The sequence below is a fragment of the Paenibacillus glycanilyticus NBRC 16618 genome (genome assembly GCF_004000805.1).
Taxonomy (GTDB): domain Bacteria; phylum Bacillota; class Bacilli; order Paenibacillales; family Paenibacillaceae; genus Pristimantibacillus; species Pristimantibacillus glycanilyticus.
In genome coordinates, this window is record NZ_BILY01000002.1 from 239,008 (window position 1) to 263,607 (window position 24,600).

Here is a 24,600-nt window from a genome sequence, read left to right on the forward strand (position 1 = left end):
GGAGAGAATCCAATGTAAGTAAGTTAAGGGAGATTTGTTTCTATTATACGGTTTAAAAGTAAAAAGACGTATGAGCGCTCCATACGTCTTTTTGCATTATTTCCCCGGCACCCCAAAGTCGGGCGTCCCGTCTTCCTTCCAATTGAATGCCTGAATGCGGGCATGGCGGTTAGGATCGGAAAGCGGACTGCCGATAAGCTCTTTATAAGGTCTCGCATGATATACCATAAGGTCGGTCAAGCCGTCCTCGCTGACGGTGAAGCTGTTATGCCCCGGTCCGTAATTCTCCGTCTCCTCATTGGTCTCGAACACAGGCTTGGGATGCTTGGTCCAGCTGCCCGGATCGAGCAGATCCGCATCCAGAGACGCCTCCAATAAACCCATGCAATACCGGTGATCGGTCGCGCTTGCCGAAAAGGCTACGAAAATCCGCCCGTTGCGCAGCAATACGGCCGGTCCCTCATTCACCCGGTAGCCTTGAATCTCCCAGTCGTATTCCGGCGTGGAGATCAATACTTGCGGCCCGATAATCGTCCACGGGTTAGCGAGCTTGGCTACGTACAGATTGCTGTCAGACTCTTTATACTGTGCCCAGATCAGATACCGTTCCCCGTTATGCTCGAACGTTGTCGCATCCAGGGAGAAGCTTTCGAAGTCGAGCTTTATTTTGCCTTTTTCCACCCATGTGCCTGTAATGGGATCTTCATCGCCGCATTCCAGCACATACGGCCGAATCGCCCATTGATCCTCCGCCGTGCCTGCCGCGAAATAGACGTACCACTTGCCCTCGATAAAATGAAGCTCGGGCGCCCAAATATGGTTGCCCATCTCGCCTGTTTCATGCTTCCGCCAAATGACCGTTTCCTGCGCGTTAACAAGCCCGTCCAACGTAGCGGCTTTGCGCAGCACAAGCCGGTCATACTCCGGTACGGAAGCGGTAAAGTAATAGAGACCATCCGTATGCTTAAGCACATAAGGATCCGCCCGGTTTACAATCCAAGGTTTAAGATCATTGCTAGTATCCAACATGAATTCGTCACCTCGAGGAATGAAGTTTTTACTACGTTTGCCTGGATATTATTATAACATTATTATTTATCAAGCGACCTACGCAAAGCGCGAACGTCCCGGACTGGCGGGAGCCCAAACATCCGCGCGTATTCCCGGCTAAAATGCGACGGGCTCTCGTATCCGACCTGAAACGCAGCTTCTGCCGCATCGATCGATCCTGATAAAAGCAGCCTGCGCGCCTCTTGCAAACGGATCTGCTTTTGAAATTGGATCGGGCTCATCCCCGTGACCTCCTTGAAATATTCGTATAGAGATGAAGCGCTCATTCGAGCCTCTTCTGCCAACTCGTCTACTCGCAAGGGCTGGGCAAACTCGCGATTGAGCTTCTCTACCACCCCAGAAATTCGCTGCGCATGGCTTCCGATAACAGCAAATTGCTTCAGGGAAGCACTATTGTCGTTCTGAAGCACCCGATAAATGATCTCCCGCATGGCATAAGGCGCAAGCACAGGGATATCCTGCGGATTCTCAACCAGTTTCGCCAGCCGCAGTATTGCATCCAGGAGTGTATCGTTTATCCGGCTTACCTTTAACCCCCTGCTGGTCTCTTTTCCTACTCTTAGAGCATCTCCGGAAGTCCGAATGACATCCAGTATCTGGCTCATATCGAATAGAATCTGCAGGCTATAGTATGGCGTATCTTCCGAAGCTTCCGTTACTTGTCCTGTAATTGGCAAGTGTACCGAAGCGGTTAAATAACAGCTTGGGTTATACTGATACACCTCTTGTCCCAAAATGACCATCTTGGAACCCTGCGCCACGACGCAAAGGGAGGGTTCATAGACCGAATAAACCGGCTCGGATACCCGGGATGCACGAATCAAGCGCAAACCGGGTACTTGAGTATCATGCGTCCCGTCTTCGGGAGTGTATTTCTCCATAATTTTCAGCAATTCTCTCCTTTGTTTCTCGAACCATTCATTCATCCTCTTCGTCCCACCTTTTGTCCGTGCGATTTACTCAACTTTATCTCTTCCTGGAGGATTAGGCAATCATCATGTAAAATCCGGCTACCGCCTTGTTAATCGATAGAACGATAATAGACCTGTAGATGATACGGAGTCCGTGACCGTAGAAATCGATGCTATCGGAAGGAGTAATTCAAATGACTAACCTAAACAAATCTCATCCCTATGTGGGCGTGTGGGTAACGAAAGATGGTTATATCCGTCATGAGCTGCTGCCGAACGGAAGGTACGACGAAGCGCGCGGAAAACGGAACAGCGCTTATCAAGGCAGCTATACCATCATAGGCGACCATATCGAATATGTGGATGATACAGGGTTTACTGCGGACGGCGATTTCCGCGATTCCGTGCTCTATCACGCCGGTATGGTGCTTTATCGCGAGAAATAGTGAGCGAAAATTTCAATAAAAAAGGAGTAATATGCAATGTCCGAAATAAAAGGAAAAGTCGTTGTCATTACGGGAGCCAGCAGCGGGATAGGGGAAGCAACGGCGAAGCTTCTAGCTAGTCATGGGGCCCATATCGTCATAGGGGCAAGACGCGTCGATAGACTGGAAACTTTGGCATCCCTCATTGAATCTGAAGGAGGATCCGTCATATATCAACCATTGGATGTGACGAAGATCGATCAGATGCAGCAAATCATTCGTTTGGCACAGTCCCGGTTCGGGCGTGTTGATGTCATTGTGAATAATGCCGGCGTGATGCCCCTCTCTCCCTTAGAAGCCTTGTAGATCGACGAATGGAACCGCATGATCGATGTCAATATCCGCGGAGTTCTGCATGGGATTGCTGCGGGCCTCCCCATAATGAAAGAGCAGCAAGCCGGTCACATGATTAACATAGCATCCATCGGTGCCTATGCGGTATCGCCGACGGCAGCGGTATATTGTGCGACAAAATACGCCGTACGTGCCATCACGGAAGGCTTGCGGCAGGAGGTTGGTTCTGACATCCGTGTAACGCTCATTTCTCCCGGCGTGACCGCTTCCGAGCTCGCGGATAGCATTTCGGATGCCGAGGCCAGGGAACTGATGAAAACGTATCGGCGCGATGCCCTTCCCGCTTCCGCAATCGCTAGTGCAATCGCTTATGCCATTGGACAACCAACAGACATCGACGTAAACGAATTGGTGGTCAGGCCTACAGCCCAGCTTGCGTGAAGCAAGTCTCGATCGTGATCGGATGATCATACTCACTTGCTGGAGCTGTCTACCGTTCGGGCCATAACGCAAAGAACCGGATCTCTGGAGATCCGGCTCTTTGCGTTATTTATCATGTTTCCTGACTATTACCCCCAAGCAGCCAGCTCCAGCTCGAATTCGTTAGCGAAATCCGGGCTGATTGGAGTAACCCGCACGTTGACGTCAGCCTTCCAGATGTTATCTGTCGGGATGTCTTCGGAAGCTCCTTCAAACACGTATAGTCCCTTCTCCTGCTGCTGTACCGGCTCCAGCTTCACCTTCCAGATACCTCGATGACCATCGGAGCCAACCGCCTCCACGCGGACGTCCCCGCGCCATATGGTGCCTAGTTGAATTTCGGCACGGAATTTTTTCAGTCCGTTCCTGCTGCCATTGTCCTCTTGAATATTCACGTTCCTGACCTGAACGGCCGACCAATTGCTGCGAATGAATTGCTTGTAGGCCGCAACCCTAGACGCAACCTCATAGTTATCCGCAGCGTACCGCTTCCCTCTCGCGCTTGTTGGAACGTACATCTTATTCCAATAATCGGTGACCATTCTGTGGGTGTTGTAGACCGGTGCAAGCGAGCAGATCGACTCCTTCATCAAGCTGACCCATTCCTCGGGAACATTCCAATCCCCCCGCTTGTAGTACAGCGGAATAATCTCTTCCTCGAGCAGCCGGTAAAGCGATTCGGTATCCTGCTTCGCCTGCAGCCAAGGATCGCCATCGATCGTGCTCTCGATCGCCCAGCCGTTTCGCCCGTTGTAGCCTTCCACCCACCAGCCGTCCAGTACGCTGCAGTTCAGCACGCCATTCAGGGCGGCCTTTTGCCCGCTTGTACCGCTGGCTTCCATTGGCTTGAGCGGCGTATTGAGCCATACGTCCACGCCTTGAACAAGCAGCTTTGCTTTATCCATCGCGTAGTTCTCTATCATGTAAACACGGTTTTTAAACCTTTCATCCTCAGACAACTCTACGATTTTGCGGATCAAGTCTTGCCCCGGTCCATCCGAAGGATGCGCCTTGCCGGCGAATACAAGAACTACCGGACGATTAGGGTTGCCCAGGATGCGCGCGATCCGCTCCGGGTCGTTAAAGATAAGCAGCGCCCGCTTGTACGTGGCAAACCGTCTGGCAAAACCAATGATTAACGGTACTCCGTCCGAAGGAGAGATCGGCAGCCCGAAAGCTTGCAGCATCCTGGCTTTCGCCCGCTGATGCTCCTCCCACAGCTCGATGCTTGGAATCTCCCGAACGGCAGCCCATGCTTCCGGCTCCGCTGCTTTCAGGGACCAGTCGGACGGGAGATGCCGGTCGAACAATTCTTTTAGGCCGGAAGCCAGCCATGTCCCTGTGTGGATGCCGTTCGTGACCGAATCGACGGGAATATCCTTTGCCGGAATGTACGGCATCCACCGGTGAAACATTTCCCGGGTAACTTCACCGTGCAGTTTGCTTACTCCATTCACCTTCGACGAAGCGCTGACGGCAAGGCGCGTCATGTTGAACACGCCGTTCATGCTGCCAAGCGATAATACCCGCTCCCTATCCGCTCCTAGCTGCCAGTAAAAATCGCCAAAATAACGGTCCATCATCTCAATGGAGAACACATCGTGCCCCGCCGGAACCGGCGTGTGCGTCGTAAAGACGGTGCTTGCCTTGACGACTTCAAGCGCCGTCTCGAAAGGCACGCCTTCCGCGGACAGCATGCGGATTCGCTCCAGGGTCAGGAATGCGCAATGTCCTTCGTTCATATGCCAGACCTCCGGCTGAATGCCAAGCGCGGTAAGCAATCTCGTACCGCCAATGCCGAGAAGAATCTCCTGGCTTATGCGAATATCTTGTGCTCCGGGATACAGCGTGTCAGTCAAGCGGCGGTCCGCATCGCTGTTCGATTCAACATCGGTATTCAGCAAATACAGGGTGACAGAGCCCACCTGCACGGAAAACGCTTTTGCATAGACCCTTCTGCCCTCCAGCGGAACCTCGATAATGACAGGATGGCCATTGTCGTCCCGCACAAGCTCAACCGGGTAAACACTAGCCTCTAGGTCGACTTCGGGATACCAATGATGCTGCGAGCCGCCTTCATCAATATGCTGCTGAAAATAACCTTTACCGTAAAATATGCCTACGCCCGTAAGCGGAATATTCAAGTCTGCTGCCGCCTTGATATGATCGCCAGCCAATATGCCAAGACCACCGGAATAAATCGGTAAGGATTCATCAAGTCCAAACTCCGCCGAGAAATACGCAATCCTGCTGTTTTGCATGTTTCCACCTCGTTTTTCGCCAATTTGCGCTATGAAAGCGCCTTTAAAAACTTGATGCCTTACTACTATATGCCGATTCATGGTACTCGTGCCTATACATTTTGTTGAGAGCAGCGCAACAAAAAAGCAGCTAATCATCCGGATTAGCCGCTCTGGTGAATAGAGGTTACGTCAACGTCTTGCTCATTATATAATCAATCTGCTCCTCGTCGCCCATATAAAACGAGTGGGCTCCCGTCCGAACGAATCCCGCCTTCTCATAAAACGTTATGGCGTTTTCGTTCTTCTCCCAAACCCCAAGCCAGAGCTTCTTTTTGCCATGACTAATAGCGATTTCCAATGCCTTGTCAAAGAGATGCTTGCCCAGCCCCTTTCTCTGGAAGCCGGAACGTATATAAATCCTTTCGATCTCAAGCGCTTCATCACCCATCGCTTCCGTTTGGGCATCATCTGCGTTTACCTTTAAATATCCAGCGGCTTCTTCATCGCAAAAAATGAGATAAAATTCCGAAGACGGATTGGACATTTCCTCTTCCAGCTTCTCCGTGTTAAAGGCCCGTTCCAAATAAGCCTGCATCTGTTCTGGCGAATTCTGATCTTTAAAGGTATCGTTAAAGGTTTCAATGCTTATCCGTTGGAGTAACGGCAGATCCTCACGGCCGCATCTGTTGATGGTAACGGTCATTTCAGTATCGCTCCTTTAGGAATAAGGCTTATACAGCCCTGTTGTTATCCTAAATGCTATCTTAATTTTGTTGTATTTGCAACAAAACTTTAACCGTGAGACGATCCTCTACTCATCCATGGCTGCCAACTTTTCGCCCTCCGATGAATGATTTCGCCCAGAAATACATGCCCATACCGAATAAAGTGATCATGCCGCCCGCAAGCTGAAATAAAGAAATGTTTTCTCCTAGCAGCAGATAAGCGAGAATAATAGCAAGTACCGGTTCGCCAATAATGCCTACCGATACGGTAGTGGCCCCGATGGATTTTAACAGCACGTTAAATAAGAATTGCCCAAAAATAGTCGGGATAATCGAAAGCAGCAAGAAGTAGATCCAATCGGACGAGTTATACTCCGTGAAAGAGTAACGGTTCAGCAAATTATGGATAAGCAACACGACGCCGCCGATGAAAAATACGATAATGCTGTAAATATTGGCATCAATTTTGCTGCTTACTTTCTGTCCCGCGAGCAAGTAACCGGACACGGCTAGCGTGCCGATTAACGATAAACCGTCCCCAATCAACGCTTCTCTCGATACGCCTATATCTCCCCATGCGATAAGGATGGAACCGAACAGCGCCGCAATCAAGCATGATACCGTAAGTACGTTAGCCTGTTCTTTAAACAATAAGTATGAACCAATCATGACAAACAAGGGCTGTAAGGCCAGGATGACCATGGAGCTTGCGACCGAGGTATGCACCAGGGATTCCATCCAGAACAAAAAGTGAAGGCCTAACAATATGCCGGCCAGGACCACGATACTCCAGTCTTTCCTATTCAGCTTTATGGAGCGAAGCCGCCTCCACGGCACAAAAGGCAGCATGATGATAACGGTAATAAACAAGCGGTACATCCCCGCCACGGAAGTTGGCGTATCCGAGAATTTAATGAGGATCGATGAAACCGAGACAGACAAAATACTAATAAATAACAATACGAACGGATGAGAGGGCAAAGAAGCTTTCTTTAATTTAAGCATGGTTCCTCCAAGCAAATAGACAATTACCCGTGCACGGGAATTGTAAGGGTAAGCCTAAGCTGGATATAATAATATCATCGCGGTTGTTTATTTTGTGCAATAATATCTTTCATTTATATCGATATATCGTCAACTAAGGAGCATGACTTTGGGGAAACAATTATACGAGGCCATACAATTTCCGGACGAGACCTTTCCGTACATCATGTACAAGCATACGATCCATCGCTCGATTCCCGAAGGCAGAGGCTTTAACGATCTGCATTGGCATGAGGAATTGCAGATTACGCTAGCGACCAAAGGGAATTTAACGATCCAGATTAACGGAATCGACTATCATTTGCATGCGGGTCAGGCTATATTCATCAACAAAAGCGTCCTTCACATCGTGACTCACCTGACTGCCGAAGGCGAATATGTCAGCTTTAACTTCCCGGAGAAGCTGCTTGCCTTCTATTCCGACAGTGCCATGGAAAAAAACTATGTCCTTCCGTTTACCAACTCCTATCTGTTATCCTGCGAGATTAAAGGCGATACGGAATGGCAGAAGCAGATTTTGAACATTCTCTGGTCCATGAAAAAGGAATTCGAAATTAATAAAAGCTGGAGATGGCAGTATGAGGTGTCGATCAAAACCGTTCAGCTATGGTTAATTCTGATCTCGAATATCTCCCTGCCGTCGGAAGAATCCTCCAAGCATAACCGGTTGAAGCAAGAACGGCTGCAATTGATGCTTAGCTTTATCCATCAGAACTATTCAAATCCGATAACGTTGAAGGAGATTGCCGATGCCGCGCATTTAAGCGTGTCGGAATGTACGCGCAGCTTCAAAACCAGCATTCATATGACTCCATACTCCTACCTGGTTAAGTACCGGATTAACAAAAGCTGCGAGCTGCTGCAATCGACGGAATATACGATAACCGAAATAGCCAGCAGAGTGGGCTTCAATCACGTGAACCATTTTATCCAGGCTTTTAAAAAGGATCTCGAGCTTACGCCTAAGGAGTTTCGTAAAATGAGAACGGAATAGTTAGACAAGAAAACCGCCAAGCTTGGCGGTTTTCTTGTCTCTATTCGTCCTGCAAAGTCAGGTAGGCCAATTCGGCTTCGGTAAAACGAAAATGGCTGTAGCCAATGCGACGCGGCATAACGTTACTTTTTCGCCAACCTCTTCACGGCGTTCTGCGATGCCTCCATAATCACTTCACCCAATGTAGGATGAGGATGGATGGTTAACGCCAGATCTTCGACCGTCGCTCCCATCTCGATGGCAAGGCTAAGCTCCGATACGAGGGTGGAGGCCTCTGCTCCAACCACTTGAGCTCCCATAATCAATCCCGTTTCCGCATGGGCGATCACTTTTACGAAGCCTTCCGGCTCTCTGACTGCCAAGGCCCTTCCGTTTATGCCAAATGAAGACCTTCCGGCAATCGTCGGAATCGCTTTTGCTTTGCACTCCTTTTCGCTTAATCCGACGCTTGCCAGCTCCGGCCCGGAGAATACGACAAGCGGGATCACTTTGTAATCAACCATTGTTGGCAATCCGGCAATAGCCTCGGCTGCAACTATAGCTTCGTAAGAAGCTTTATGGGCAAGCGCCGGTCCTGCGGTAATATCCCCGATTGCAAAAACATGAGGAACTTCGGTTCTGCATTGCTTATCCGTCTCTAATAATCCTTTGCTTGTTGTCCGCAATCCGATTCGGTCAAGCCCTAGGCTTCCATCCGTATTTGGTCTTCTTCCGACCGTTACCAGCGCATAATCGGCTCTAATGGAGTGGCGGACGTCATTTCTGACGTAATGAAGCGTGATCCCTTCCGAATCCTGCTCCGCTCTAACAGCTGTGGCTTCGGTTACGATGGTCATCCCGTCGGCATTCATTTGCTTCATGACCGGAGCAACCAGATCTGCTTCGAACCCTGGCAAGACTTGTTGTCCCCCCTCCAAAATAGTGACCTTGCTGCCGAATTTCGCGTACATCTGTCCCAATTCAACCCCGATATAACCGCCCCCGATCACAATCAGGCTCTCCGGTATGCCAGCAAGCGACAAAGCTTCCGTCGAAGACAAGACACGGCTGCCAAAGGGAATGGCCTGAAGCTCAATCGGACGAGATCCCGTCGCCAAGATTGCGTATTTGAAAGCTACTACCTGCTCCGTCTCCAATTGTGTGATCCTGGCCGTATGCTCATCCATAAAGCTCGCCTCACCTTCCAGAACCGTTACGCCGGCACTCTTTAAGAGATATTGAACGCCTCCGGATTGCTTGTTAACGATCGCTTCTTTAAAAGCCTGGGCCTCCTCAAAAGAATCCACGGAGCTGGAACGGCTCCATAACCTGCGCGAATGATAGCGATGCGCCTCCGCGATTAACGCTTTGGAAGGGATACAGCCCACATTCGTGCATATACCGCCTATTTGGCCGCGTTCAACCACGATTGTCTTCATTCCAAGCTGCGCTGACCGTACAGCCGCCGCATAACCTCCCGGCCCTGAGCCAATGACTAAAACATCTGCTTCTATTGGTCTGTCCATTTCCGATAACCTCCCAAACTCTAAATATGATGACCGTAATATATTATTATCATCATATTTAGATGGAGTCAATATTTCGTCTATCTGGCGAATTAAAATTGCATAAACGTTAAAAATCCATATAATAATATTAAGATCATCATATTTACAGGAGTGTTGATTGGGATGCCCTATACCAAAGCCCATAAACTAAATATCCGCGAGAAAATCGTTCAAAATGCCGCCAATGAATTCCGCCAGAAGGGTATCAAGGAAGTTAGCGTTCCTCAGATCATGAAGGGGGCCGGCTTAACGCATGGCGGTTTCTATGCCCATTTCGCGAATAAAGATCAACTCGTGGCCGAAGCTTGCCGGAAAGCCATCGAAGAGACGATTAATCTTCTTCAAGGAGCTACGGTCCGGAAAGAAGAGGCTGCCAAATTACAAACCGTCATCGATTATTACCTCAGCACCACGCATCGGGATCAACGGGAAATCAGCTGCATCCTCCCTACGCTGTCCAGCGAAATCTCCCGTTCTTCGGAAGAAATTAGAGAAGCGTTTACTTTGGAGGTCACCCGGTTTTTCAGCTTCATAGCGGGAATGATCGGAAAAGACAATGAAAAAAGCATGGCCATTGTAAGCTCTATGGTTGGCGCCTTGTTACTAGCCCGTTCGGTTAACGATCCCGAATTAAGCCAGAATATTTTGGAGGCCAGCAAGCGATATGCCAAAGAAATGGCAGCCTTGCAATAAGTCATTCAAGCTGCTCGAGGACGTCATATTAATATATTGTTAAGTTTATAAAAAAAGGTAAGTAGCGTTGCAACCTTTTATGGAAAAGCCCGTCTATGAGGAAGGAACGTTCCAAAAACTTGATGAGGTGATTCCAGCATGACGAAAAAATCCAAATTCGTTACTTTAGCAGCTACAGCCGTACTTACCCTGTCCATTGCCGGACAGAGCTTTGCGGCAACAAATCCGTTCTCGGATATTGCCAATGTACCCGCTAAGGATAAAATTGCGGCTTTGCAAAATAAAGGCCTGGTGCAAGGCGTTGGCGAAGATCGCTACTTCCCTAACGCAACGCTGACGGCTGCACAAGGCATTCAGCTTATTGTTAATGCTCTTGATCTGAACATCGATACGCTTCGTTTCTTCAAAGAGCCTCACGCTACGGACTATTTCCCGAAAGCAGACGATAATGCTTGGTATGCGGATGCGCTTATCATTGCGGCTAACAATAACATTGGCTTGCCGAATGATCTGGATCCTAACAAAACATGGACCAAAGAAGAGTTCACCCACCAGCTTATCCTTGCTATTGAACAGCACAGCAATCTTCCAATGATTAAGATTGCTCCGATGGAGTTCAACGATCAAGACGAGGTATCCATCTCGTACGATGGTTCCGTCCAAAGAGCGCTTGTTCTGAAAATCGCTGAGCTTGACCAGGACGGAAACTTCAACCCTACGGATGATATTACTCGCGCGGATGCAGCCGTACTCATCTACAATGCACTCGCCTATATCGGTGAAGCTCCGGCTCCATCGGCTGAATAATAATTATAAAAAAAACAGCTGGCCCATGTGGCCAGCTGTTTTTGCGTTGCGGTATTTTTTGCGAATGACCTTGTGCATAATGGTGGATAGAATATCCATAATAATACAGGTTAAATGATTTGAAATGCACAAGGAGCAGATAAACGTGAAAATCAAATGGATGCTGGCATTGCTTTTAACCTTTGGGCTCGTTATTGCCTTGAACCCGGCAGGTTTATCCGCTCAGGCGGCTAAGGAACAAAAGGCGGGATGCCTAACACCCCAGATGGTACAATTGAAAACGGATATGCAGAGGGTTTGGATCGACCATACCATTTGGACGAGAAGCTATATTGTAAGCGCGCTGTCTGATCTTAAAGATCAGCAGGATGTTTTGGACCGGCTTTTGAGAAACCAGCAGGACATCGGCGATTTAATTAAGCCTTATTATGGGGATGCTGCCGGAAATAAGCTTGCTGATATACTGAGAGAGCATATCGTAATCGCAGGAAAAATCGTTGCGGCTGCCAAAGCGAACAAACAAGACGAAGTAAAGAAGTTAGAAGCGGATTGGCATAAAAACGCGGATGATATTGCCGCATTTTTAAGCTCTGCAAATCCGAACTGGCAGTTTAAAGCGTTGCAAGATATGCTGTACTCACATCTGCAATATATTACAGAGATCGTCCTGGACTATATTAAGGGAGATTGGAAAGCAAATATTGCGGCGACCGATAAGAATGAGACGCACATGATCCATCTGGCGGACATGGTGACAGAAGGCATTATCAAGCAATTTCCTAATAAGTTTTAACCTTGCATTTTCCTTATATTGCTACTGCAACAGCCGGTCATATTGACCGGCTGTTGTTCAACTGTTCATATAAAGCCCTCAAGCTTTCAGCCACCGTTTGACGAGCGGTGTCGATAACGATGCGATCTCGGTCCCAAGGGTCGTAATGCCTGTTCCTGACCTGCTCCCACGTAGGTAGAACAAAGCCGGAAATATCGGCTTTGCGTGTTTCGACCCGATGCCTATGCTCGCGTTCGTCAGAGCATACCACTTCGATTTCCACAAACGGGACTTCAAGCGATTCCGCCACGTTGCGCCAAGCCTCGCGCGTGATTGGAATGGGATTAACCGTATCCGCTATCACGTCAAGACCTAACCTGAGATTCTGCGATGCAATCGCGTAACATACCATGTAACCCTCAGGTCCATCGACCAACATTCCGGCCTCCTTCATTGCCTGCTCCACCGCATCAACCCGGAGATACACACCCCGTAACTCCCCAGCCAAAGCCGAGGATAAAGTTGTCTTCCCGGTACCCGGCAGCCCGCTAAATATATAGAGCATTTCATCCACCTCCCTCGCAACCCGATAGTAGATTTTTACTTCTATTCCGGAAGCAACTCCGTAAAATAACTTAATCCCTCCGGTCGACAAGCCGGCATTCAGGCCATATTGAAACCTGACTGCGTTGTCTTCCGCGAGGGATTTTATTTTGCTGAAGAATTTACATTAATCTGATTAAGCAGCTTCTGAATGGCTCCGTTCAATACGCCGATCTCCGCTTCGCTCATCCCGCTTGCTTCAAGAAGCGACTTCGGCACGCACATCGATTGATCTTTGAGCGCAATACCTTTGTCGGTAATCCGGATATGCAGGACCCGCTCGTCTTCCTTCGAACGTTCCCGCCGGACTAGTCCCGCGGCTTCCATTCTCTTCAGCATCGGCGTCAGCGTACCGGAATCCAGGACCAAATGCTCGCTGATATCTTTGACCGACATCGTCTCATGCTCCCATAATGCAAGCAAGACCAGGTATTGAGGGTAGGTTAAGTCCAAATCGTCCAAGAGCGGCCGGTACATGCGAAAAATAGCTCTCGAGCACGCATATAACGAAAAACACAAATGAGCATCCAGTGGTACATGAGGCCCCTGTTTATCTTGATTCATCGATCATCCCTCCTTTGACGTTTCTTCGCTGCCCTTCATATTACAATCCTTTTTCTAAAAAAACAATGCAGCTAAAGAAAGCCCTTTGAGCGAATGCTGGTCAAAGGGCTCTTCATCCTCAGTCTAAGGGGCCGCTTACTCCGTGAGCTCGCGCAAGGCAGCCAAGGCGGCTTCGTAATTCGGATGATCGGACATCTCGCCCAAATATTCGACGTATCGGATGGTATCGTTGGCGTCGACGATAAAGATCGCTCGTTGATCCAGCTGCAGTTCTTTTATCAACACGCCATATGCCTCGCCGAAGCTGCGGTGTTTATAATCCGACAAGGTGATGACGCGCTCGATGCCGGCTGTCGCGCAGAACCGGCTTTGCGCGAATGGCAAATCAACAGAGATCGTCAATACGACCACGCCATCACCCAGCTTTGACGCCTCTTGATTGAACCGGCGCGTTTGCGCGTCGCATACGTCGGTGTCCAGCGAAGGCACGACGGAAATGAGCTTGATCTGGCCTGTATAGTCGGAAAGGCTTGCTTCGGTCATTAGATCTTTGTTGATGGTGAAAGCCGGGGCCTTGTCACCGACTTTCAACTCCGGGCCTACCAGCGTAATCGGTTGTCCGCCTACTGTTGCTTTACCTGTACGTTCTTGTGTCATAATAAATAACCTCCATTAAATGATTAGTTTTATAATGCGCTGTTATAAAATCGATTCGAATTAGTGCTGCTCGAACAAGAAACTTTCGCAATCCAATGCCGCTTTGGCGCCGCTGCCCGCCGACGTGATCGCCTGACGGTAGATCGGATCCATGACGTCTCCGCAAGCGAATACGCCGGGAACGTTCGTGCGGGAAGTTCCCGGAACAACCTCCACATAGCCTTGCTCGTCGGTTTGGATCTGGCCGCCTAAGAACCCGGTGTTCGGACGATGCCCGATCGCAAGGAAGATTCCGTCGGTTTCCAGCACTTCTTCCTCTCCCGTCGCGTTGTTGCGAACTTTGAGACCGGTCACTCCTTTATCGCCGGACAATACTTCCAGCGGTGCCGCGTTAAGGCTCCAAGAGATTTTGGCATTTCCGCGCGCGCGATCCTGCATGATCTGGGAAGCCCGAAGCTCCTCTCTGCGATGCACAACGCGAACCTCGGAAGCGAATCGCGTTAAGAACAACGCCTCCTCCATCGCGGTGTCGCCGCCGCCAATCACGATAATTTTTTTGTTGCGGAAAAAGAATCCGTCGCAGGTTGCGCATGTGCTAACCCCTTGGCCGATATTTTCGACTTCGCCGGGTATACCGACCATTTTCGCGGAAGCACCGGTCGATAGGATTACCGCGTCCGCCGTTATTTCGGTGCCGCCTTCCAGGTATAACGTGAAAGGACGTTTCGATGCATCCACGCGGGTTACGAAGCCGGATTGAAATCTCGTGCCGAATCGCTCGGCTTGCTTGCGCATATTGTCCATAAGCTCCGGTCCCGTGATTCCATCGGGAAAACCGGGGAAGTTCTCGACCTCCGTCGTTGTTGTTAATTGTCCGCCAGGTTGCGTTCCTTCAATAACAAGCGGAGTCAGATTCGCCCTAGCCAAGTAAATGGCTGCCGTTAATCCCGCAGGACCCGTTCCGATAATAACCGTTTGTTGATGCATCATGTTTTCCCCCTCAACTTCATTTGCAAACAATTAATTTGTATACAAACTTTATGAACCAATCATACTCGCCGCAAATTAGTTTGTCAACAAATTAATTTTAAACAATCTATATAGCAACAGTTATTTAACGCTGTCGCTCGCCATTTCACTTATCGGTAAGATTGCATAAACTAAAAAAACCGCCGAAATTTCGGCGGTTTTTTTAGTTTATGAAGACTGCTGAGGTGACTATTTAACAAGCCGAATGAAGTACCGGCCGCACAGCACCGCTAATGCAATCCAAACGGCAATAATAAATGTGCCTGTAATCCAATTTTTTGGTTTGCCTAATTTTCTTTGTTCCTCTGCCTTGGCTCGGTATTCCTCAAGCACTTCTTTTGGAAATAACCGGAGAGCTATGTAAACACCAAATGGAACGAGAATAATATCATCCAAATATCCGAGAACAGGTATAAAATCCGGAATCAGATCGACAGGGCTAAAGGCATAAGCAACAACGCAAATAGCAAATATTTTCGCAAATAACGGTACTCTAGGATCACGATAAGCTAAATACATGACCATTAGGTTTGCTTTAAGTTTCCTCGCCATCGTTTTCAATTTATTTAGCAATGACGGCCTGGTTTCACTCGCTTTGGCGTCCATTGTGTAATCACACTCTTTGCTTTCAATCATGTTTCAAATGCTGCAGCGTTTGAACGAAAATTTGCTCAACGTGTTCGTCATCAAGCGAATAGAACACGGTCTTTCCCACTTTGCGTCGCTTCACAATCCGCATATTGCGCAAGGAACGCAATTGATGGGAAATGGCCGACTGCCCCATTCCCAGCACCTCGCATAAATCATGAACGCATAATTCGGACTGTAATAAGGTATGGATAATTCTAACCCGAGTCGGATCCCCTAATGCCTTAAATAAATCAGCTAAATCCGTTGCTGCGGAATCAGGCAACAGTTTTTCTTGTATTTTAGTGATATCAACCGCTGTTCCGTTGCAAGTCTCATCACATGCATCAACTAATGTTTTGTCCGTCATAAGTACCTCACCGTTATTTGTCTTCTAACGTGATGATCATTATAACATAGATGATATAAGTTAACTATGCAGCGGTCATGAGTTACGTATGAACATATTTTCAATTATTAATTCATGATAAGATAGATCCAGTAGTCCAATCCTTCCTTGGAGTTGATTCTTTGTATATTTACTTTTTTGAAACTCTTCTTTACCTCTCGTTTGCCATCACCGCAGGCTATCTGGCACTCGAGTTTATCCCCAGCCGATTCAAACCGGAAGTCGATGTACCCGCTCGCATGATCCAGTTAGCCGCTATCGGAATTCCGGTATTCTCTTTTGCTTCAATCGTAAGAACATCCGTTATTTTAATGGATTTTGCCCCGCAAATGTCTTTCGCCGAAGTTCTCCTGATCGTTTTGAACGACTACTCTTTCGGACGGGCATGGATCATGAGTTTTATTCTTGGCAGCGCTTTATTTATCTTTATTTCTTTTAATGGCTTAAAGCATAAATCTTTGAAAGGGGTCGCAGCCGGTATTTGGACTTGTTTGCTTCTGGTTCATGGATATGCGAGTCATCCCGCCGCACTCTCCAAGACATGGGGACTCCCAGCTCAAACCATACATGTTGGTGCTGTCTCTGTCTGGCTTGGCATTCTTATTCTTGTCGCTTGGTTTCGAAGAGGAAGCTGGAATTGGAAAGCCTTTACCCGCTGGTACACACCGTTGTCGATCGCTTGTATGGCGCTAATTGTAATCGCGGGTTTCGTAATGATGTCAATCATCATCGAGGTTGGGTATATCAGCTCATGGGGAATAAATTATGGAGAGGCACTCCTATTGAAGCATTTATTGTTCATTCCTCTTATCCTGTTAGCATTCATGAATGGATTTCTAACCAAAATATATGCTAACGGCCAGAATGAACGTAGATTGCAATCCTGGCTTAAAGCGGAAAGTTTGATTGCTTTATTTATTCTAATCACTACGGCATTCATGGGGAACCAGGAACCACCTCACGAGACAGAATCGGAGGAACCCGTGCCATCTCCTTTGTTCAAATTGCTGCACGCTGATCTAAATGACTTATCGCTTCAATGGCATTGGAATATGGCTGGCGCCCTTTGCATGGCAATGGGCCTTATCTCGTTCTTTCTTTTATTTGCTGCCTACAGAAAAAACAAAATGAGGTTATTCACTGCCTGCACGGCGGCTGCTGTAATATTTCCTTTCTTAGGCTTGCTTCAATCCGTGAGTTAGAAAAGTTCATTTCGAGAGACAGCTTTCCTTCTTTTGGGCAGAATAGGTTTGACATTTCCCGGCCCGCAACATAATATATGAGCAAGTATTCATATAATGAAAGAAGGAAGTTCCTATGAATGAATTTCGCATTAAAGGACTGTCCTGCGCCGGTTGTGCGCAAAGAATCGAAGATGAAATAAAGCAGCTCGATCACGGTGAAGAAGCGACACTTAGCTATAACTCGGGGAAATTAAAGGTCAGTCCGGATATCTCAATGCCCGAAGTCAATCGCATCCTCAAGTCAGATGGGGCGTATATCTCCGAGCAGCTTAACAAGCTAGCGGAAAGTCACGATCACGTTAACGAAGATCACATACACAATGGTCATAGTCATGGCGAACATGATCATGCTCATGAGCATGGCAATGGAAACAAAATGTTAAAGCTCCTTATTGCCTCCGGTATCATTTATGTTGCGGCTATCTTTTTGGACGGCGTTCTGCCGAATTGGTCCGTTATTATCCTTTATTTATCGGCCACCGTTATTAGCGGTTACACGACTTTTTTCCGCGGATTAAAAAACCTGGCCAAGCTCAAGTTTAATATCGATACGCTTATGACGATCGCATTAGTTGGTGCGGTTGCGATTGGCGAGTGGAAAGAAGCTACATTAGTCGCGATTTTGTTTGGCTTGAACGAACTTCTTGAAGGCTATGGCATGGAAAAAGCCCGTCGATCGATGGAAACCTTGCTGCAAGTGGCGCCGAAGGAAGCCATAAGGCTGGAAAATGGCCAAGAAAGCATCGTCCCTATTTCCACCCTGCAAGTTGGAGATCTCGTAAAAATCAAACCCGGCGAAAAAATCCCGTCTGACGGCGTTGTGTTAGAAGGGAAAAGCTCCGTTAACGAAGCGGCTATTACGGGCGAGTCTCTCCCGATTGAGAAGGAGACGGGTGAACCTGTTTTTGGAGGCAGTATCAACAACGAAGGCTTGCTTATTGTTAAGATCGAAAAGGCCTATAACGATTCGTCTTTGGCCAAGATCCTACACCTCGTTCAAGAAGCTCAGGAGACGAAAACCCCTACGGAGTTGTTCATCAATAAATTTGCCAAATACTATACACCGCTTATTATGATTGTTGCGGCGCTGGTAATCGTGGTCCCTCCCCTTTTCTTTCAGGCTAGCTGGATCACATGGCTTTATCAGGGTCTGTCGGTTCTAATCGTTGGCTGCCCATGCGCGCTAATCCTATCCTCGCCGATTGCGATCGTGTCCGGGATTACGCGTAACGCGAGGAACGGTATTCTCGTTAAAGGCGGCGTTTTCCTCGAGCAGCTTGGAAAAATCGACACCCTTGCTTTTGACAAAACCGGTACGTTAACAAAAGGCGAGCCGCATGTCGCGCAATTAGAGATTTATGATGAAGAACGTTTCCTGACAGTAGCCGGAGCCATCGAGAAATCCTCTTCTCACCCGTTGGCAAAAGCAATCATGAAGGAACTGACCGATAGAAACATCGCGGCGCCCGACCCGGATGAAATTGAAACCATTACAGGACGCGGGATAAAAGCAAAAGTAAATGGCCAGTCTTATTGGCTTGGAAATGAAAAAAGCATTGGGCATATTACGATAACCGAACCCATCCAAAGACAGATTGACCTTTTTAAAGAAGATGGTCTAACGCTTGTTTTGGTAGCCGACGAGCTCCAAGTGCTTGGGATATTCGGAATTGCCGATGAGATCCGTGAAGAAAGCAAAACGGTCATTGCCTCCCTCCACAGATTAGGGATTAAGAATACCGTCATGCTTACCGGTGATCATCAGAAAACGGCAGAGAAGGTAGCTTCAGCGGTTGGCGTCACGACGTTCCATGGAGGCTTGCTGCCGGAAGACAAAGTCCATCACATCAAGGAGCTCTCTTCAAAGGGAATTGTGGCTATGATCGGGGATGGTATTAACGATGCTCCTGCTCTCGCTTCCGCGCAGCTGGGTATTGCCATGGGGAAAGGCACGGACAGCGCAATCGAGACGGCCGACATTGTACTGATGCAGGATCACTTAGGCAAGCTGCCGGCTGCCATTGCAGTCGCCAAGCGGGTTAATCGTATTATTCGTTTCAACATTATCGTTGCCCTTGGGTTAAAAATCATTGCGTTATTGCTGACTATCCCGGGCTGGTTGACCTTATGGATCGCCATTCTCTCGGATATGGGCGCTACCATATTTGTGACGCTTGTAAGCTTAACCATCCTCATTGAAGGCAAAAAAGAAAAGATTTAGCGTTAAGGCAGCCCTGATTGATTCAAAATCAAGGCTGCTTTTTTTTGATGCAAACCTTTAGGATGTCTAGAGAATATAAAACCTTTATAATGAGTAATGACAGCTTTGAAACTACCGTTATATGGAATACGTACATGGAATACGGATCTACAAGGTATGAATCGTAACGATAAATGAAACCAATAAATCGCATGGAGGTGGATCTAATGGGACTTTTTGATTGGATTCGAGAAAGTATTACCGGTCAAAAAATTTGCCCTCCAGAACATCTGGAGAGCTATAAGCGCCTTGGAGAGCAGGTGTACGGCTTGCATGTTGAGCTCGTGAACAGTGAAATGCCAAGAGCTCTTGCGTTTCTGCAGGCTACGCGAAGCATGCAACTGATGGCAGATGCACTATTGGGAGACGCACTCTTGAGCGAACCAAAATCCGTACCCGTCATTACCCACAACCAAGCCGATATCTGGTATGGCAAAATTCCCGACTTAATGGTAGCAACTAGGCAAGAAGCGGCATTCGCGAATGCCGCCTCCATCGCATTGCCGATCCAGCTCGGTCAACAGGAAGAAGGCCCTTCTCCTTGTCCCGTGGAGCATTTGGCAGGCTTAAGACGTTCGGCAGAAGTAATGGATGATATGACAGCGCAAGCAGTTGAATTAATACGGGATCAAGGTGAGAGGTTCAAGGAAGTTATTCTTTTGTACGAATCGGCTAAAACGAGGAAACAAGCAGGCGATGCGATCGTCGGAAACATTTCCAACGGACGCAAGGTATCGGCAGAAAGCCATGAAGATGCCGAGGAACAATATTGGATGGCGCTTTCGGATTATTTACTTGTCGCACAGGGATTAAAGGTCCCTGACCTGGTTAAACGTTCTAATACAGGCTCCTCAGGTCATTTCTTCGTTAATTCTCGCTGCAAACTGGATTCTTCGGACATTTGGAAAGTAACTTCGTCAGAAGCAAGAAATGATATTATAGAAGCCGGCGAATGGGCACAAGCAGTTGAAGACTTGGAAGAACATTGGTCCGCTTGCATAATAACGCCGCTCGAACGTGAGTATGAGACCACAGTTGAAGAGCTTATGAAACAAGGTCTTGTTAAAGAAGACGGCTACTGGTATTGCTGTCCCTTCCCTCCGGTCTACCGGGTAACAGGCGATTCGGTTCATGTGCTTGGAAGAGTGCTTCCTCGAGGCCATGTTTTTGTTTACGAATATGGGGATGATGGAGCTTCGGGAAACTTTATTACGGCAGCTTCTTTCCAATCCGGTGTGGATCGGAAATATTGCGAAGATTGATTACACTAGTTTGAGGAGGGTATTCGATGGGGATCTTTAGCCGCATGAAAGATCTATTCTTATCCAGGGTCAACAGCCCTCAAGAAGAGCATCCCGTGCGAGTTCTGAACGCTTTTATCGAGTCCTACTCAGAAAAACTGCGAGAACTAACCGTTACCGTAAATAAATCGGAATCCGAATGGTTGCTTTTAAAAGGGAAATTGAAAACATACCGGGTCAGCTTATCCATGCATCGGGACAAGGCCGAACTAGCAGCTAAAGAAGGCCATGCTGATATGGCCAGACACTGGCTCACGCAGGCACATTCGCAGGAAGCTTATTCCGAGAAGCTGGAGCCCGAGGTGGATAGATTAGAGCGGGCCACGGAGCAATTAAGAGATACTTTAGCTCAACTTGAAAACAAACTTCAAACAGCCAAAGACATGCGTCAACAATTCATTCTTCGCATGGAAGCAGCCCATTCGCAATTGAAAATAAATGCCGCATTGAATGAATCGTTCTCCGCTTCCGCAATGGAAAGATTAAAAGAGGAAACTTTTTTAGCCGAGGCTAGGGCCGAATTAATGAAATCACGTGCGGAATAATGCAAAGCCTCTAAGATATCATCATCTTAGAGGCTTTTTCTCCGCTAAATCCCACGTATTCGGGGGTCCGAAGCATATGATTTGAAGTCCAGTCACGGAACCTTACGATGACTTTAAGTATAGGTTTTACATAGACAAAATGTTTGTCTTGTCCGGTAATAAGGGATTGAGCATAGTTGTAAAAAGCTTTCCTGTCCTCCGTCGGAATCGTCCATTCGATGCAGCCGACTGTTCTTCCCTCATGCTCGACAAGCCAACCGAATTGTTTGCGTCTGTAGGCGCAGATGGAAACCTCAAGGTAGTGATAGTTGATGACCTTGAGCCAATTCTCGGATCTTTTGTTCACATACTTAGAGTTCTTTTTCTTTGCTACAATGCCTTCCAGACCTTTATCTTCCATTACTTTAAACAAGGCTTTTCCCTCTTGCTCAATGGACATGGTTACATGATAATATCCGCTTGGTTTAAGAATCTGGGCAAGAAGCTCTTTCCGTTTGACAAGAGGCAGATGCGCCAAGCTTTTTCCGTTCAGATACAAGATGTCGAAGACGTAATATTGCACGGGATGAGTTCTGGAGGCTTCTTTTATCTTTGTTGCTTTGCCCATTCGGTATCTTTGGATAAGTTCTTCGAAATCATTCGTTCCGTCGTCCCGCAATATTACAACCTCTCCGTCAAAAACGACATCTATTCCGCTGTCAACGGGAACGTTAAACAACTCGGGGTACTGTCTTGCAACTTCATTGTTGTTCCTGGTATACATATTCACTTGTCCGTTAATAAACGAAACGATTAGACGATGACCATTCAATTTGGGTTCAAATAAATACTCCTCTGAGTTGAAGGGTTCCACAGCTTTCATAGGCTGCATAGGCGAGATAAACATAAACATTCCCCTCTCATCTCACCATTATAACATCGTCATGATCGCTAGCCGATGGTAAGTGATGTGCAAGATGGAGGGGAATGACTGTTTTGCTTGCTATCTTCTTGTATTGGAGAATTGTGCTCCGCTTAAAGACTGTTCTGCCATTTGAACAAGGCGTCTCGTAATGTTGCCGCCAATCGTGCCCGCTTCGCGAGTCATCAGATTGCCGTTGTAACCTTCGGAGAGCGGAATGCCATGCTCGGTAGCGATTTCGTACTTCATGCGGTTCAAAGCTTCTTTCGCTTGCGGTACAACTAAATTGTTGGATTGGTTAGCCATAATAGTCAACTCCTTCTTGGATGTGAGGTTATTTTGTGGAATGACTGGAAAATTATACGCCTGGAATAAAAAATTTTTTTATAACTCAAACGCCATCAAATCACGGCCCATGGTAATTGTTCCTTGGTAGATCTGCCGCATTCCCTGCGTATATTCCGCTTCCGCTTCCTCCGTTGGGAAAGGCGCCGGGATATGATGCGTCAACACAAGATGGGGCACGCCCGCCTGCCTTGCCAGCTCCGCCACCTCCAAGGTGGTGGAATGATACTTAGCCGGATTGCTTAATGACTGTGCCTGTTCCGGGAATTCCGCAATGAGAGCGTCAAGCCACGTTTTATTGTAAGACTCGTGAATAAGCAGATCGGCTCCTTTGCTATACTTGATCATATTCGCGACCGGGATCGTGTCGCCCGAGATAACTACCGACTTGCCATTATACTCAATCTTGTATGCAATCGCGGGATAGACGGGCCTATGATCCACTTCAAATGCGGTAATCCGAATACCTTCCTTGTCGTAGACGACACCTTCATTGTTTTCAAAATATTCAATCCTGGAAGCGTCTTCCGCGGACAAGTTGTAGTGGATCCGCAGGTTTGCGTCGAAATCGAAGGATTCCCGCATCTTTCCGATAATCTCGCGCGTTGTCGTTGGTCCATACACGCTCATCGGCACCGACCTGCCTTCGAACACGCGTCCCGGCACGACATGCGTTCGCCAGCTGGAGATGAATAAGTCGAAGAAGCCCGAGTTATGGTCGCTGTGATGATGAGTGAACAACACATCCGATACGCGCTGCGGCATGATGCCGGCTCTGATCAGCTGGTCCACGACAGCCCCCCCGCAATCCACAACGAACACTTTGCTGCCTGCCAGAATCGCAACGGAGGATTTAGCGCGGTTTCCGAATGCGCGCGGCGTCCCCGTTCCGAGTAGTACGGCCTTCATGCGCTCATGATAATCGGAAACGATATTGTCTTGCGTTTGAATCAACATACCGATACCTCCACTTATTTCGTTACTTCCCTTGCTTCCCTTCATCCAGCAGAGAAGGATCGTAAAATTGGGACAGATCCACCTGACTCTCGTCCTTTATGCCTTTCAAATAGCCCGCGTCAAACGAAACCTTGGCCATCGTCTTGATGACGTTCAGATCCACGTTCTCGGTCAAATGCAAATGGTCAAGCGCCGCCTTGATCAGCTTCGCATCCATGCCTTTTCCGCTTAGCTCTTTCAGCTCGTCGCTAATAAGCGTATAGGCTTCGTCCGGGTGTTCGTTAATAAAGTCGATTCCCTGCTTATTGGCCTTAATGGCGCCCTTGGCCAAATCCCGATGTTCCTTCAGAAATTTATCGCTGGCCATCAAGATGGTGAGCGGATAATCGCCGTCGTTTGGAGGAATTTTATCCCAATCCACCAGCACCACGCCAGTTCCCTCTTCGACCATCTGCGTACCCCATGGCTCCGGAATAAGAGTCGCGTCAACCTCCTTTTGCCGCATGGCGACAAGCGTATCGGCTGGAGCGCGCGTGATGATCTGAACGCCTGATTTGTCCGTCGCAACCTTGAGCCCTTCCTGCTGCAGCAGAAGGCGCAGGGAAATTTCGTTCGTGCTGCCTTTGGTCGGAATCGACACCGTCTTGCCGGTAAGATCCTTAACGGATTTGATGCCGGCGTCCTTGCCCGCGATCAATACCGCACCGCCATTGTTAGAGCCCGAGATGATTCGGAAGTTTTTGCTTTTCAAATATTGATTGATAGCCGGGCCAGGCCCAACGTAGCCTAGATCTATCTGATTCGTAGCGATAGCCGTGGAGAAGTCGGAGCCATTGTCAAAGGCCGTAACTTCAATCTTCGCATTTTTGCCGAATTGATCCTGGAAATACCCTTTCTTAAGGGCCACAAAGCCCGGAGCGTGCGTTACGTTTTTTAAAAGGCCGATTTTTACGGTAACTTGTCCCTCCGAAGAAGCAGCCTGGCCGCCGTTCGAGCCGCAGGCAGCCAGCATGCTCGTCAGCAGGAGCACGGCTCCCAGCAGAATGCTTTTTGTGCCTGGTTTCAAACCAATTCTAATCTTCATCGTTCTCC

At 48.1% G+C, this 24,600-nt stretch carries 25 protein-coding genes and 1 pseudogene; 10 read left to right on the top strand and 16 right to left on the bottom strand.

The genetic code is table 11. The features are described from left to right. Positions 1-96: 96 nt before the first annotated feature. Positions 97-1,029 carry a glycoside hydrolase family 43 protein gene (locus tag PGL01S_RS02340; protein ID WP_174806514.1) on the bottom strand — a complete coding sequence of 311 codons (933 nt, stop codon included), beginning with the start codon at positions 1,027-1,029 and terminating at the stop codon, positions 97-99. Positions 1,030-1,091: 62 nt separating this feature from the next. Then, positions 1,092-1,997, bottom strand: a complete 906-nt coding sequence (locus PGL01S_RS02345) for an AraC family transcriptional regulator (RefSeq protein WP_127490974.1) — start codon at positions 1,995-1,997, stop codon at positions 1,092-1,094. A 179-nt stretch (positions 1,998-2,176) separates the two neighbouring features. Here PGL01S_RS02345 and PGL01S_RS02350 point away from each other — a divergent pair, with 179 nt between their 5' ends. Further along, positions 2,177-2,428, top strand: a complete 252-nt coding sequence (locus tag PGL01S_RS02350; RefSeq protein ID WP_127490977.1) for an Atu4866 domain-containing protein — start codon at positions 2,177-2,179, stop codon at positions 2,426-2,428. 36 nt (positions 2,429-2,464) lie between these two features. After that, positions 2,465-3,202 (top strand): annotated as a pseudogene (locus tag PGL01S_RS02355) (SDR family oxidoreductase). 128 nt (positions 3,203-3,330) lie between these two features. Here the strand turns inward: PGL01S_RS02355 and glgP are convergent. The 3 genes from glgP to PGL01S_RS02370 form a co-directional block, all read right to left on the bottom strand. Beyond that, on the bottom strand, positions 3,331-5,502 hold the full coding sequence (glgP, locus tag PGL01S_RS02360; RefSeq protein WP_127490979.1) for an alpha-glucan family phosphorylase: 2,172 nt from the start codon (positions 5,500-5,502) through the stop codon (positions 3,331-3,333). Between the two features lie 166 nt (positions 5,503-5,668). Further along, positions 5,669-6,187 carry a spermidine/spermine N(1)-acetyltransferase gene (gene paiA / locus PGL01S_RS02365; protein ID WP_127490981.1) on the bottom strand — a complete coding sequence of 173 codons (519 nt, stop codon included), beginning with the start codon at positions 6,185-6,187 and terminating at the stop codon, positions 5,669-5,671. A gap of 112 nt (positions 6,188-6,299) precedes the next feature. Continuing rightward, positions 6,300-7,214 carry a DMT family transporter gene (locus PGL01S_RS02370; RefSeq protein WP_127490983.1) on the bottom strand — a complete coding sequence of 305 codons (915 nt, stop codon included), beginning with the start codon at positions 7,212-7,214 and terminating at the stop codon, positions 6,300-6,302. A 148-nt stretch (positions 7,215-7,362) separates the two neighbouring features. On the opposite strand from PGL01S_RS02370, the gene PGL01S_RS02375 reads away from it, so the two are divergent. After that, the gene (locus PGL01S_RS02375) at positions 7,363-8,247 is read left to right on the top strand and encodes an AraC family transcriptional regulator (protein WP_127490985.1); all 885 of its coding nucleotides are present in this window, start codon (positions 7,363-7,365) and stop codon (positions 8,245-8,247) included. Between the two features lie 122 nt (positions 8,248-8,369). Here PGL01S_RS02375 and lpdA read toward each other — a convergent pair whose 3' ends face one another. Then, positions 8,370-9,752 carry a dihydrolipoyl dehydrogenase gene (gene lpdA / locus PGL01S_RS02380; RefSeq protein ID WP_127490987.1) on the bottom strand — a complete coding sequence of 461 codons (1,383 nt, stop codon included), beginning with the start codon at positions 9,750-9,752 and terminating at the stop codon, positions 8,370-8,372. 165 nt (positions 9,753-9,917) lie between these two features. Here lpdA and PGL01S_RS02385 point away from each other — a divergent pair, with 165 nt between their 5' ends. The 3 genes from PGL01S_RS02385 to PGL01S_RS02395 all read left to right on the top strand — a co-directional run bounded on the left by PGL01S_RS02385 (position 9,918) and on the right by PGL01S_RS02395 (position 12,087). After that, positions 9,918-10,487 (top strand): TetR/AcrR family transcriptional regulator, encoded by a 570-nt coding sequence (locus tag PGL01S_RS02385; protein WP_127490989.1) that lies wholly within the window; start codon positions 9,918-9,920, stop codon positions 10,485-10,487. A 138-nt stretch (positions 10,488-10,625) separates the two neighbouring features. Continuing rightward, complete coding sequence (locus PGL01S_RS02390) at positions 10,626-11,294, top strand: S-layer homology domain-containing protein (protein WP_127490991.1); 669 nt, start codon at positions 10,626-10,628, stop codon at positions 11,292-11,294. 145 nt (positions 11,295-11,439) lie between these two features. After that, positions 11,440-12,087, top strand: coding sequence for a glycosyltransferase (locus PGL01S_RS02395; protein WP_174806515.1), 648 nt, complete (start codon positions 11,440-11,442; stop codon positions 12,085-12,087). A 37-nt stretch (positions 12,088-12,124) separates the two neighbouring features. On the opposite strand, the gene PGL01S_RS02400 is transcribed toward PGL01S_RS02395, so the two are convergent. The 6 genes from PGL01S_RS02400 to PGL01S_RS02425 all read right to left on the bottom strand — a co-directional run bounded on the left by PGL01S_RS02400 (position 12,125) and on the right by PGL01S_RS02425 (position 15,916). Continuing rightward, a complete protein-coding gene (locus PGL01S_RS02400) occupies positions 12,125-12,631 on the bottom strand; it encodes a P-loop nucleotide/nucleoside kinase family protein (protein WP_127490993.1) in 507 nt (168 codons plus the stop codon). A gap of 143 nt (positions 12,632-12,774) precedes the next feature. Continuing rightward, entirely contained in the window at positions 12,775-13,233 is a 459-nt protein-coding gene (locus PGL01S_RS02405) for a MarR family winged helix-turn-helix transcriptional regulator (RefSeq protein ID WP_127490995.1), read from the bottom strand. Between the two features lie 135 nt (positions 13,234-13,368). After that, positions 13,369-13,890 carry a thiol peroxidase gene (gene tpx / locus PGL01S_RS02410; protein WP_127490997.1) on the bottom strand — a complete coding sequence of 174 codons (522 nt, stop codon included), beginning with the start codon at positions 13,888-13,890 and terminating at the stop codon, positions 13,369-13,371. A gap of 60 nt (positions 13,891-13,950) precedes the next feature. Continuing rightward, positions 13,951-14,877 (bottom strand): thioredoxin-disulfide reductase, encoded by a 927-nt coding sequence (gene trxB / locus PGL01S_RS02415; protein ID WP_127491100.1) that lies wholly within the window; start codon positions 14,875-14,877, stop codon positions 13,951-13,953. A 231-nt stretch (positions 14,878-15,108) separates the two neighbouring features. After that, the gene (locus tag PGL01S_RS02420) at positions 15,109-15,525 is read right to left on the bottom strand and encodes a YkvA family protein (protein ID WP_174806519.1); all 417 of its coding nucleotides are present in this window, start codon (positions 15,523-15,525) and stop codon (positions 15,109-15,111) included. 22 nt (positions 15,526-15,547) lie between these two features. Next, positions 15,548-15,916, bottom strand: coding sequence for an ArsR/SmtB family transcription factor (locus PGL01S_RS02425; RefSeq protein WP_127490999.1), 369 nt, complete (start codon positions 15,914-15,916; stop codon positions 15,548-15,550). Positions 15,917-16,077: 161 nt separating this feature from the next. Here PGL01S_RS02425 and PGL01S_RS02430 point away from each other — a divergent pair, with 161 nt between their 5' ends. The 4 genes from PGL01S_RS02430 (at position 16,078) to PGL01S_RS02445 (ending at position 21,305) form a co-directional block, all read left to right on the top strand. After that, positions 16,078-17,157, top strand: coding sequence for a CopD family protein (locus PGL01S_RS02430; RefSeq protein ID WP_127491001.1), 1,080 nt, complete (start codon positions 16,078-16,080; stop codon positions 17,155-17,157). A 115-nt stretch (positions 17,158-17,272) separates the two neighbouring features. Continuing rightward, on the top strand, positions 17,273-19,420 hold the full coding sequence (locus PGL01S_RS02435) for a heavy metal translocating P-type ATPase (RefSeq protein WP_127491003.1): 2,148 nt from the start codon (positions 17,273-17,275) through the stop codon (positions 19,418-19,420). Between the two features lie 206 nt (positions 19,421-19,626). After that, positions 19,627-20,721 carry a hypothetical protein gene (locus PGL01S_RS02440; protein ID WP_127491005.1) on the top strand — a complete coding sequence of 365 codons (1,095 nt, stop codon included), beginning with the start codon at positions 19,627-19,629 and terminating at the stop codon, positions 20,719-20,721. A gap of 26 nt (positions 20,722-20,747) precedes the next feature. Beyond that, entirely contained in the window at positions 20,748-21,305 is a 558-nt protein-coding gene (locus PGL01S_RS02445) for a PspA/IM30 family protein (protein ID WP_127491007.1), read from the top strand. 10 nt (positions 21,306-21,315) lie between these two features. Here the strand turns inward: PGL01S_RS02445 and PGL01S_RS02450 are convergent, their stop codons facing one another. From PGL01S_RS02450 to PGL01S_RS02465, 4 genes are all read right to left on the bottom strand, one after another. Continuing rightward, positions 21,316-22,191 (bottom strand): ATP-dependent DNA ligase, encoded by an 876-nt coding sequence (locus PGL01S_RS02450; protein ID WP_164775349.1) that lies wholly within the window; start codon positions 22,189-22,191, stop codon positions 21,316-21,318. Between the two features lie 96 nt (positions 22,192-22,287). Beyond that, positions 22,288-22,512, bottom strand: a complete 225-nt coding sequence (locus PGL01S_RS02455; protein WP_015842751.1) for an alpha/beta-type small acid-soluble spore protein — start codon at positions 22,510-22,512, stop codon at positions 22,288-22,290. A gap of 78 nt (positions 22,513-22,590) precedes the next feature. Further along, complete coding sequence (locus PGL01S_RS02460; RefSeq protein ID WP_127491011.1) at positions 22,591-23,508, bottom strand: MBL fold metallo-hydrolase; 918 nt, start codon at positions 23,506-23,508, stop codon at positions 22,591-22,593. Between the two features lie 22 nt (positions 23,509-23,530). Then, on the bottom strand, positions 23,531-24,592 hold the full coding sequence (locus PGL01S_RS02465; RefSeq protein WP_127491013.1) for an ABC transporter substrate-binding protein: 1,062 nt from the start codon (positions 24,590-24,592) through the stop codon (positions 23,531-23,533). Positions 24,593-24,600: the final 8 nt, after the last annotated feature.

Bases quoted from the DNA above. Each gene is read 5' to 3' on its own strand.
- PGL01S_RS02340 (WP_174806514.1), bottom strand. From the start codon at position 1,029: ATGTTGGATACTAGCAATGATCTTAAACCTTGGATTGTAAACCGGGCG.
- PGL01S_RS02345 (WP_127490974.1), bottom strand. From the start codon at position 1,997: ATGAATGAATGGTTCGAGAAACAAAGGAGAGAATTGCTGAAAATTATG.
- PGL01S_RS02350 (WP_127490977.1), top strand. From the start codon at position 2,177: ATGACTAACCTAAACAAATCTCATCCCTATGTGGGCGTGTGGGTAACG.
- glgP (WP_127490979.1), bottom strand. From the start codon at position 5,502: ATGCAAAACAGCAGGATTGCGTATTTCTCGGCGGAGTTTGGACTTGAT.
- paiA (WP_127490981.1), bottom strand. From the start codon at position 6,187: ATGACCGTTACCATCAACAGATGCGGCCGTGAGGATCTGCCGTTACTC.
- PGL01S_RS02370 (WP_127490983.1), bottom strand. From the start codon at position 7,214: ATGCTTAAATTAAAGAAAGCTTCTTTGCCCTCTCATCCGTTCGTATTG.
- lpdA (WP_127490987.1), bottom strand. From the start codon at position 9,752: ATGGACAGACCAATAGAAGCAGATGTTTTAGTCATTGGCTCAGGGCCG.
- PGL01S_RS02385 (WP_127490989.1), top strand. From the start codon at position 9,918: ATGCCCTATACCAAAGCCCATAAACTAAATATCCGCGAGAAAATCGTT.
- PGL01S_RS02390 (WP_127490991.1), top strand. From the start codon at position 10,626: ATGACGAAAAAATCCAAATTCGTTACTTTAGCAGCTACAGCCGTACTT.
- PGL01S_RS02400 (WP_127490993.1), bottom strand. From the start codon at position 12,631: ATGCTCTATATATTTAGCGGGCTGCCGGGTACCGGGAAGACAACTTTA.
- PGL01S_RS02405 (WP_127490995.1), bottom strand. From the start codon at position 13,233: ATGAATCAAGATAAACAGGGGCCTCATGTACCACTGGATGCTCATTTG.
- tpx (WP_127490997.1), bottom strand. From the start codon at position 13,890: ATGACACAAGAACGTACAGGTAAAGCAACAGTAGGCGGACAACCGATT.
- trxB (WP_127491100.1), bottom strand. From the start codon at position 14,877: ATGCATCAACAAACGGTTATTATCGGAACGGGTCCTGCGGGATTAACG.
- PGL01S_RS02420 (WP_174806519.1), bottom strand. From the start codon at position 15,525: ATGGACGCCAAAGCGAGTGAAACCAGGCCGTCATTGCTAAATAAATTG.
- PGL01S_RS02425 (WP_127490999.1), bottom strand. From the start codon at position 15,916: ATGACGGACAAAACATTAGTTGATGCATGTGATGAGACTTGCAACGGA.
- PGL01S_RS02435 (WP_127491003.1), top strand. From the start codon at position 17,273: ATGAATGAATTTCGCATTAAAGGACTGTCCTGCGCCGGTTGTGCGCAA.
- PGL01S_RS02440 (WP_127491005.1), top strand. From the start codon at position 19,627: ATGGGACTTTTTGATTGGATTCGAGAAAGTATTACCGGTCAAAAAATT.
- PGL01S_RS02445 (WP_127491007.1), top strand. From the start codon at position 20,748: ATGGGGATCTTTAGCCGCATGAAAGATCTATTCTTATCCAGGGTCAAC.
- PGL01S_RS02450 (WP_164775349.1), bottom strand. From the start codon at position 22,191: ATGTTTATCTCGCCTATGCAGCCTATGAAAGCTGTGGAACCCTTCAAC.
- PGL01S_RS02455 (WP_015842751.1), bottom strand. From the start codon at position 22,512: ATGGCTAACCAATCCAACAATTTAGTTGTACCGCAAGCGAAAGAAGCT.
- PGL01S_RS02460 (WP_127491011.1), bottom strand. From the start codon at position 23,508: ATGTTGATTCAAACGCAAGACAATATCGTTTCCGATTATCATGAGCGC.
- PGL01S_RS02465 (WP_127491013.1), bottom strand. From the start codon at position 24,592: ATGAAGATTAGAATTGGTTTGAAACCAGGCACAAAAAGCATTCTGCTG.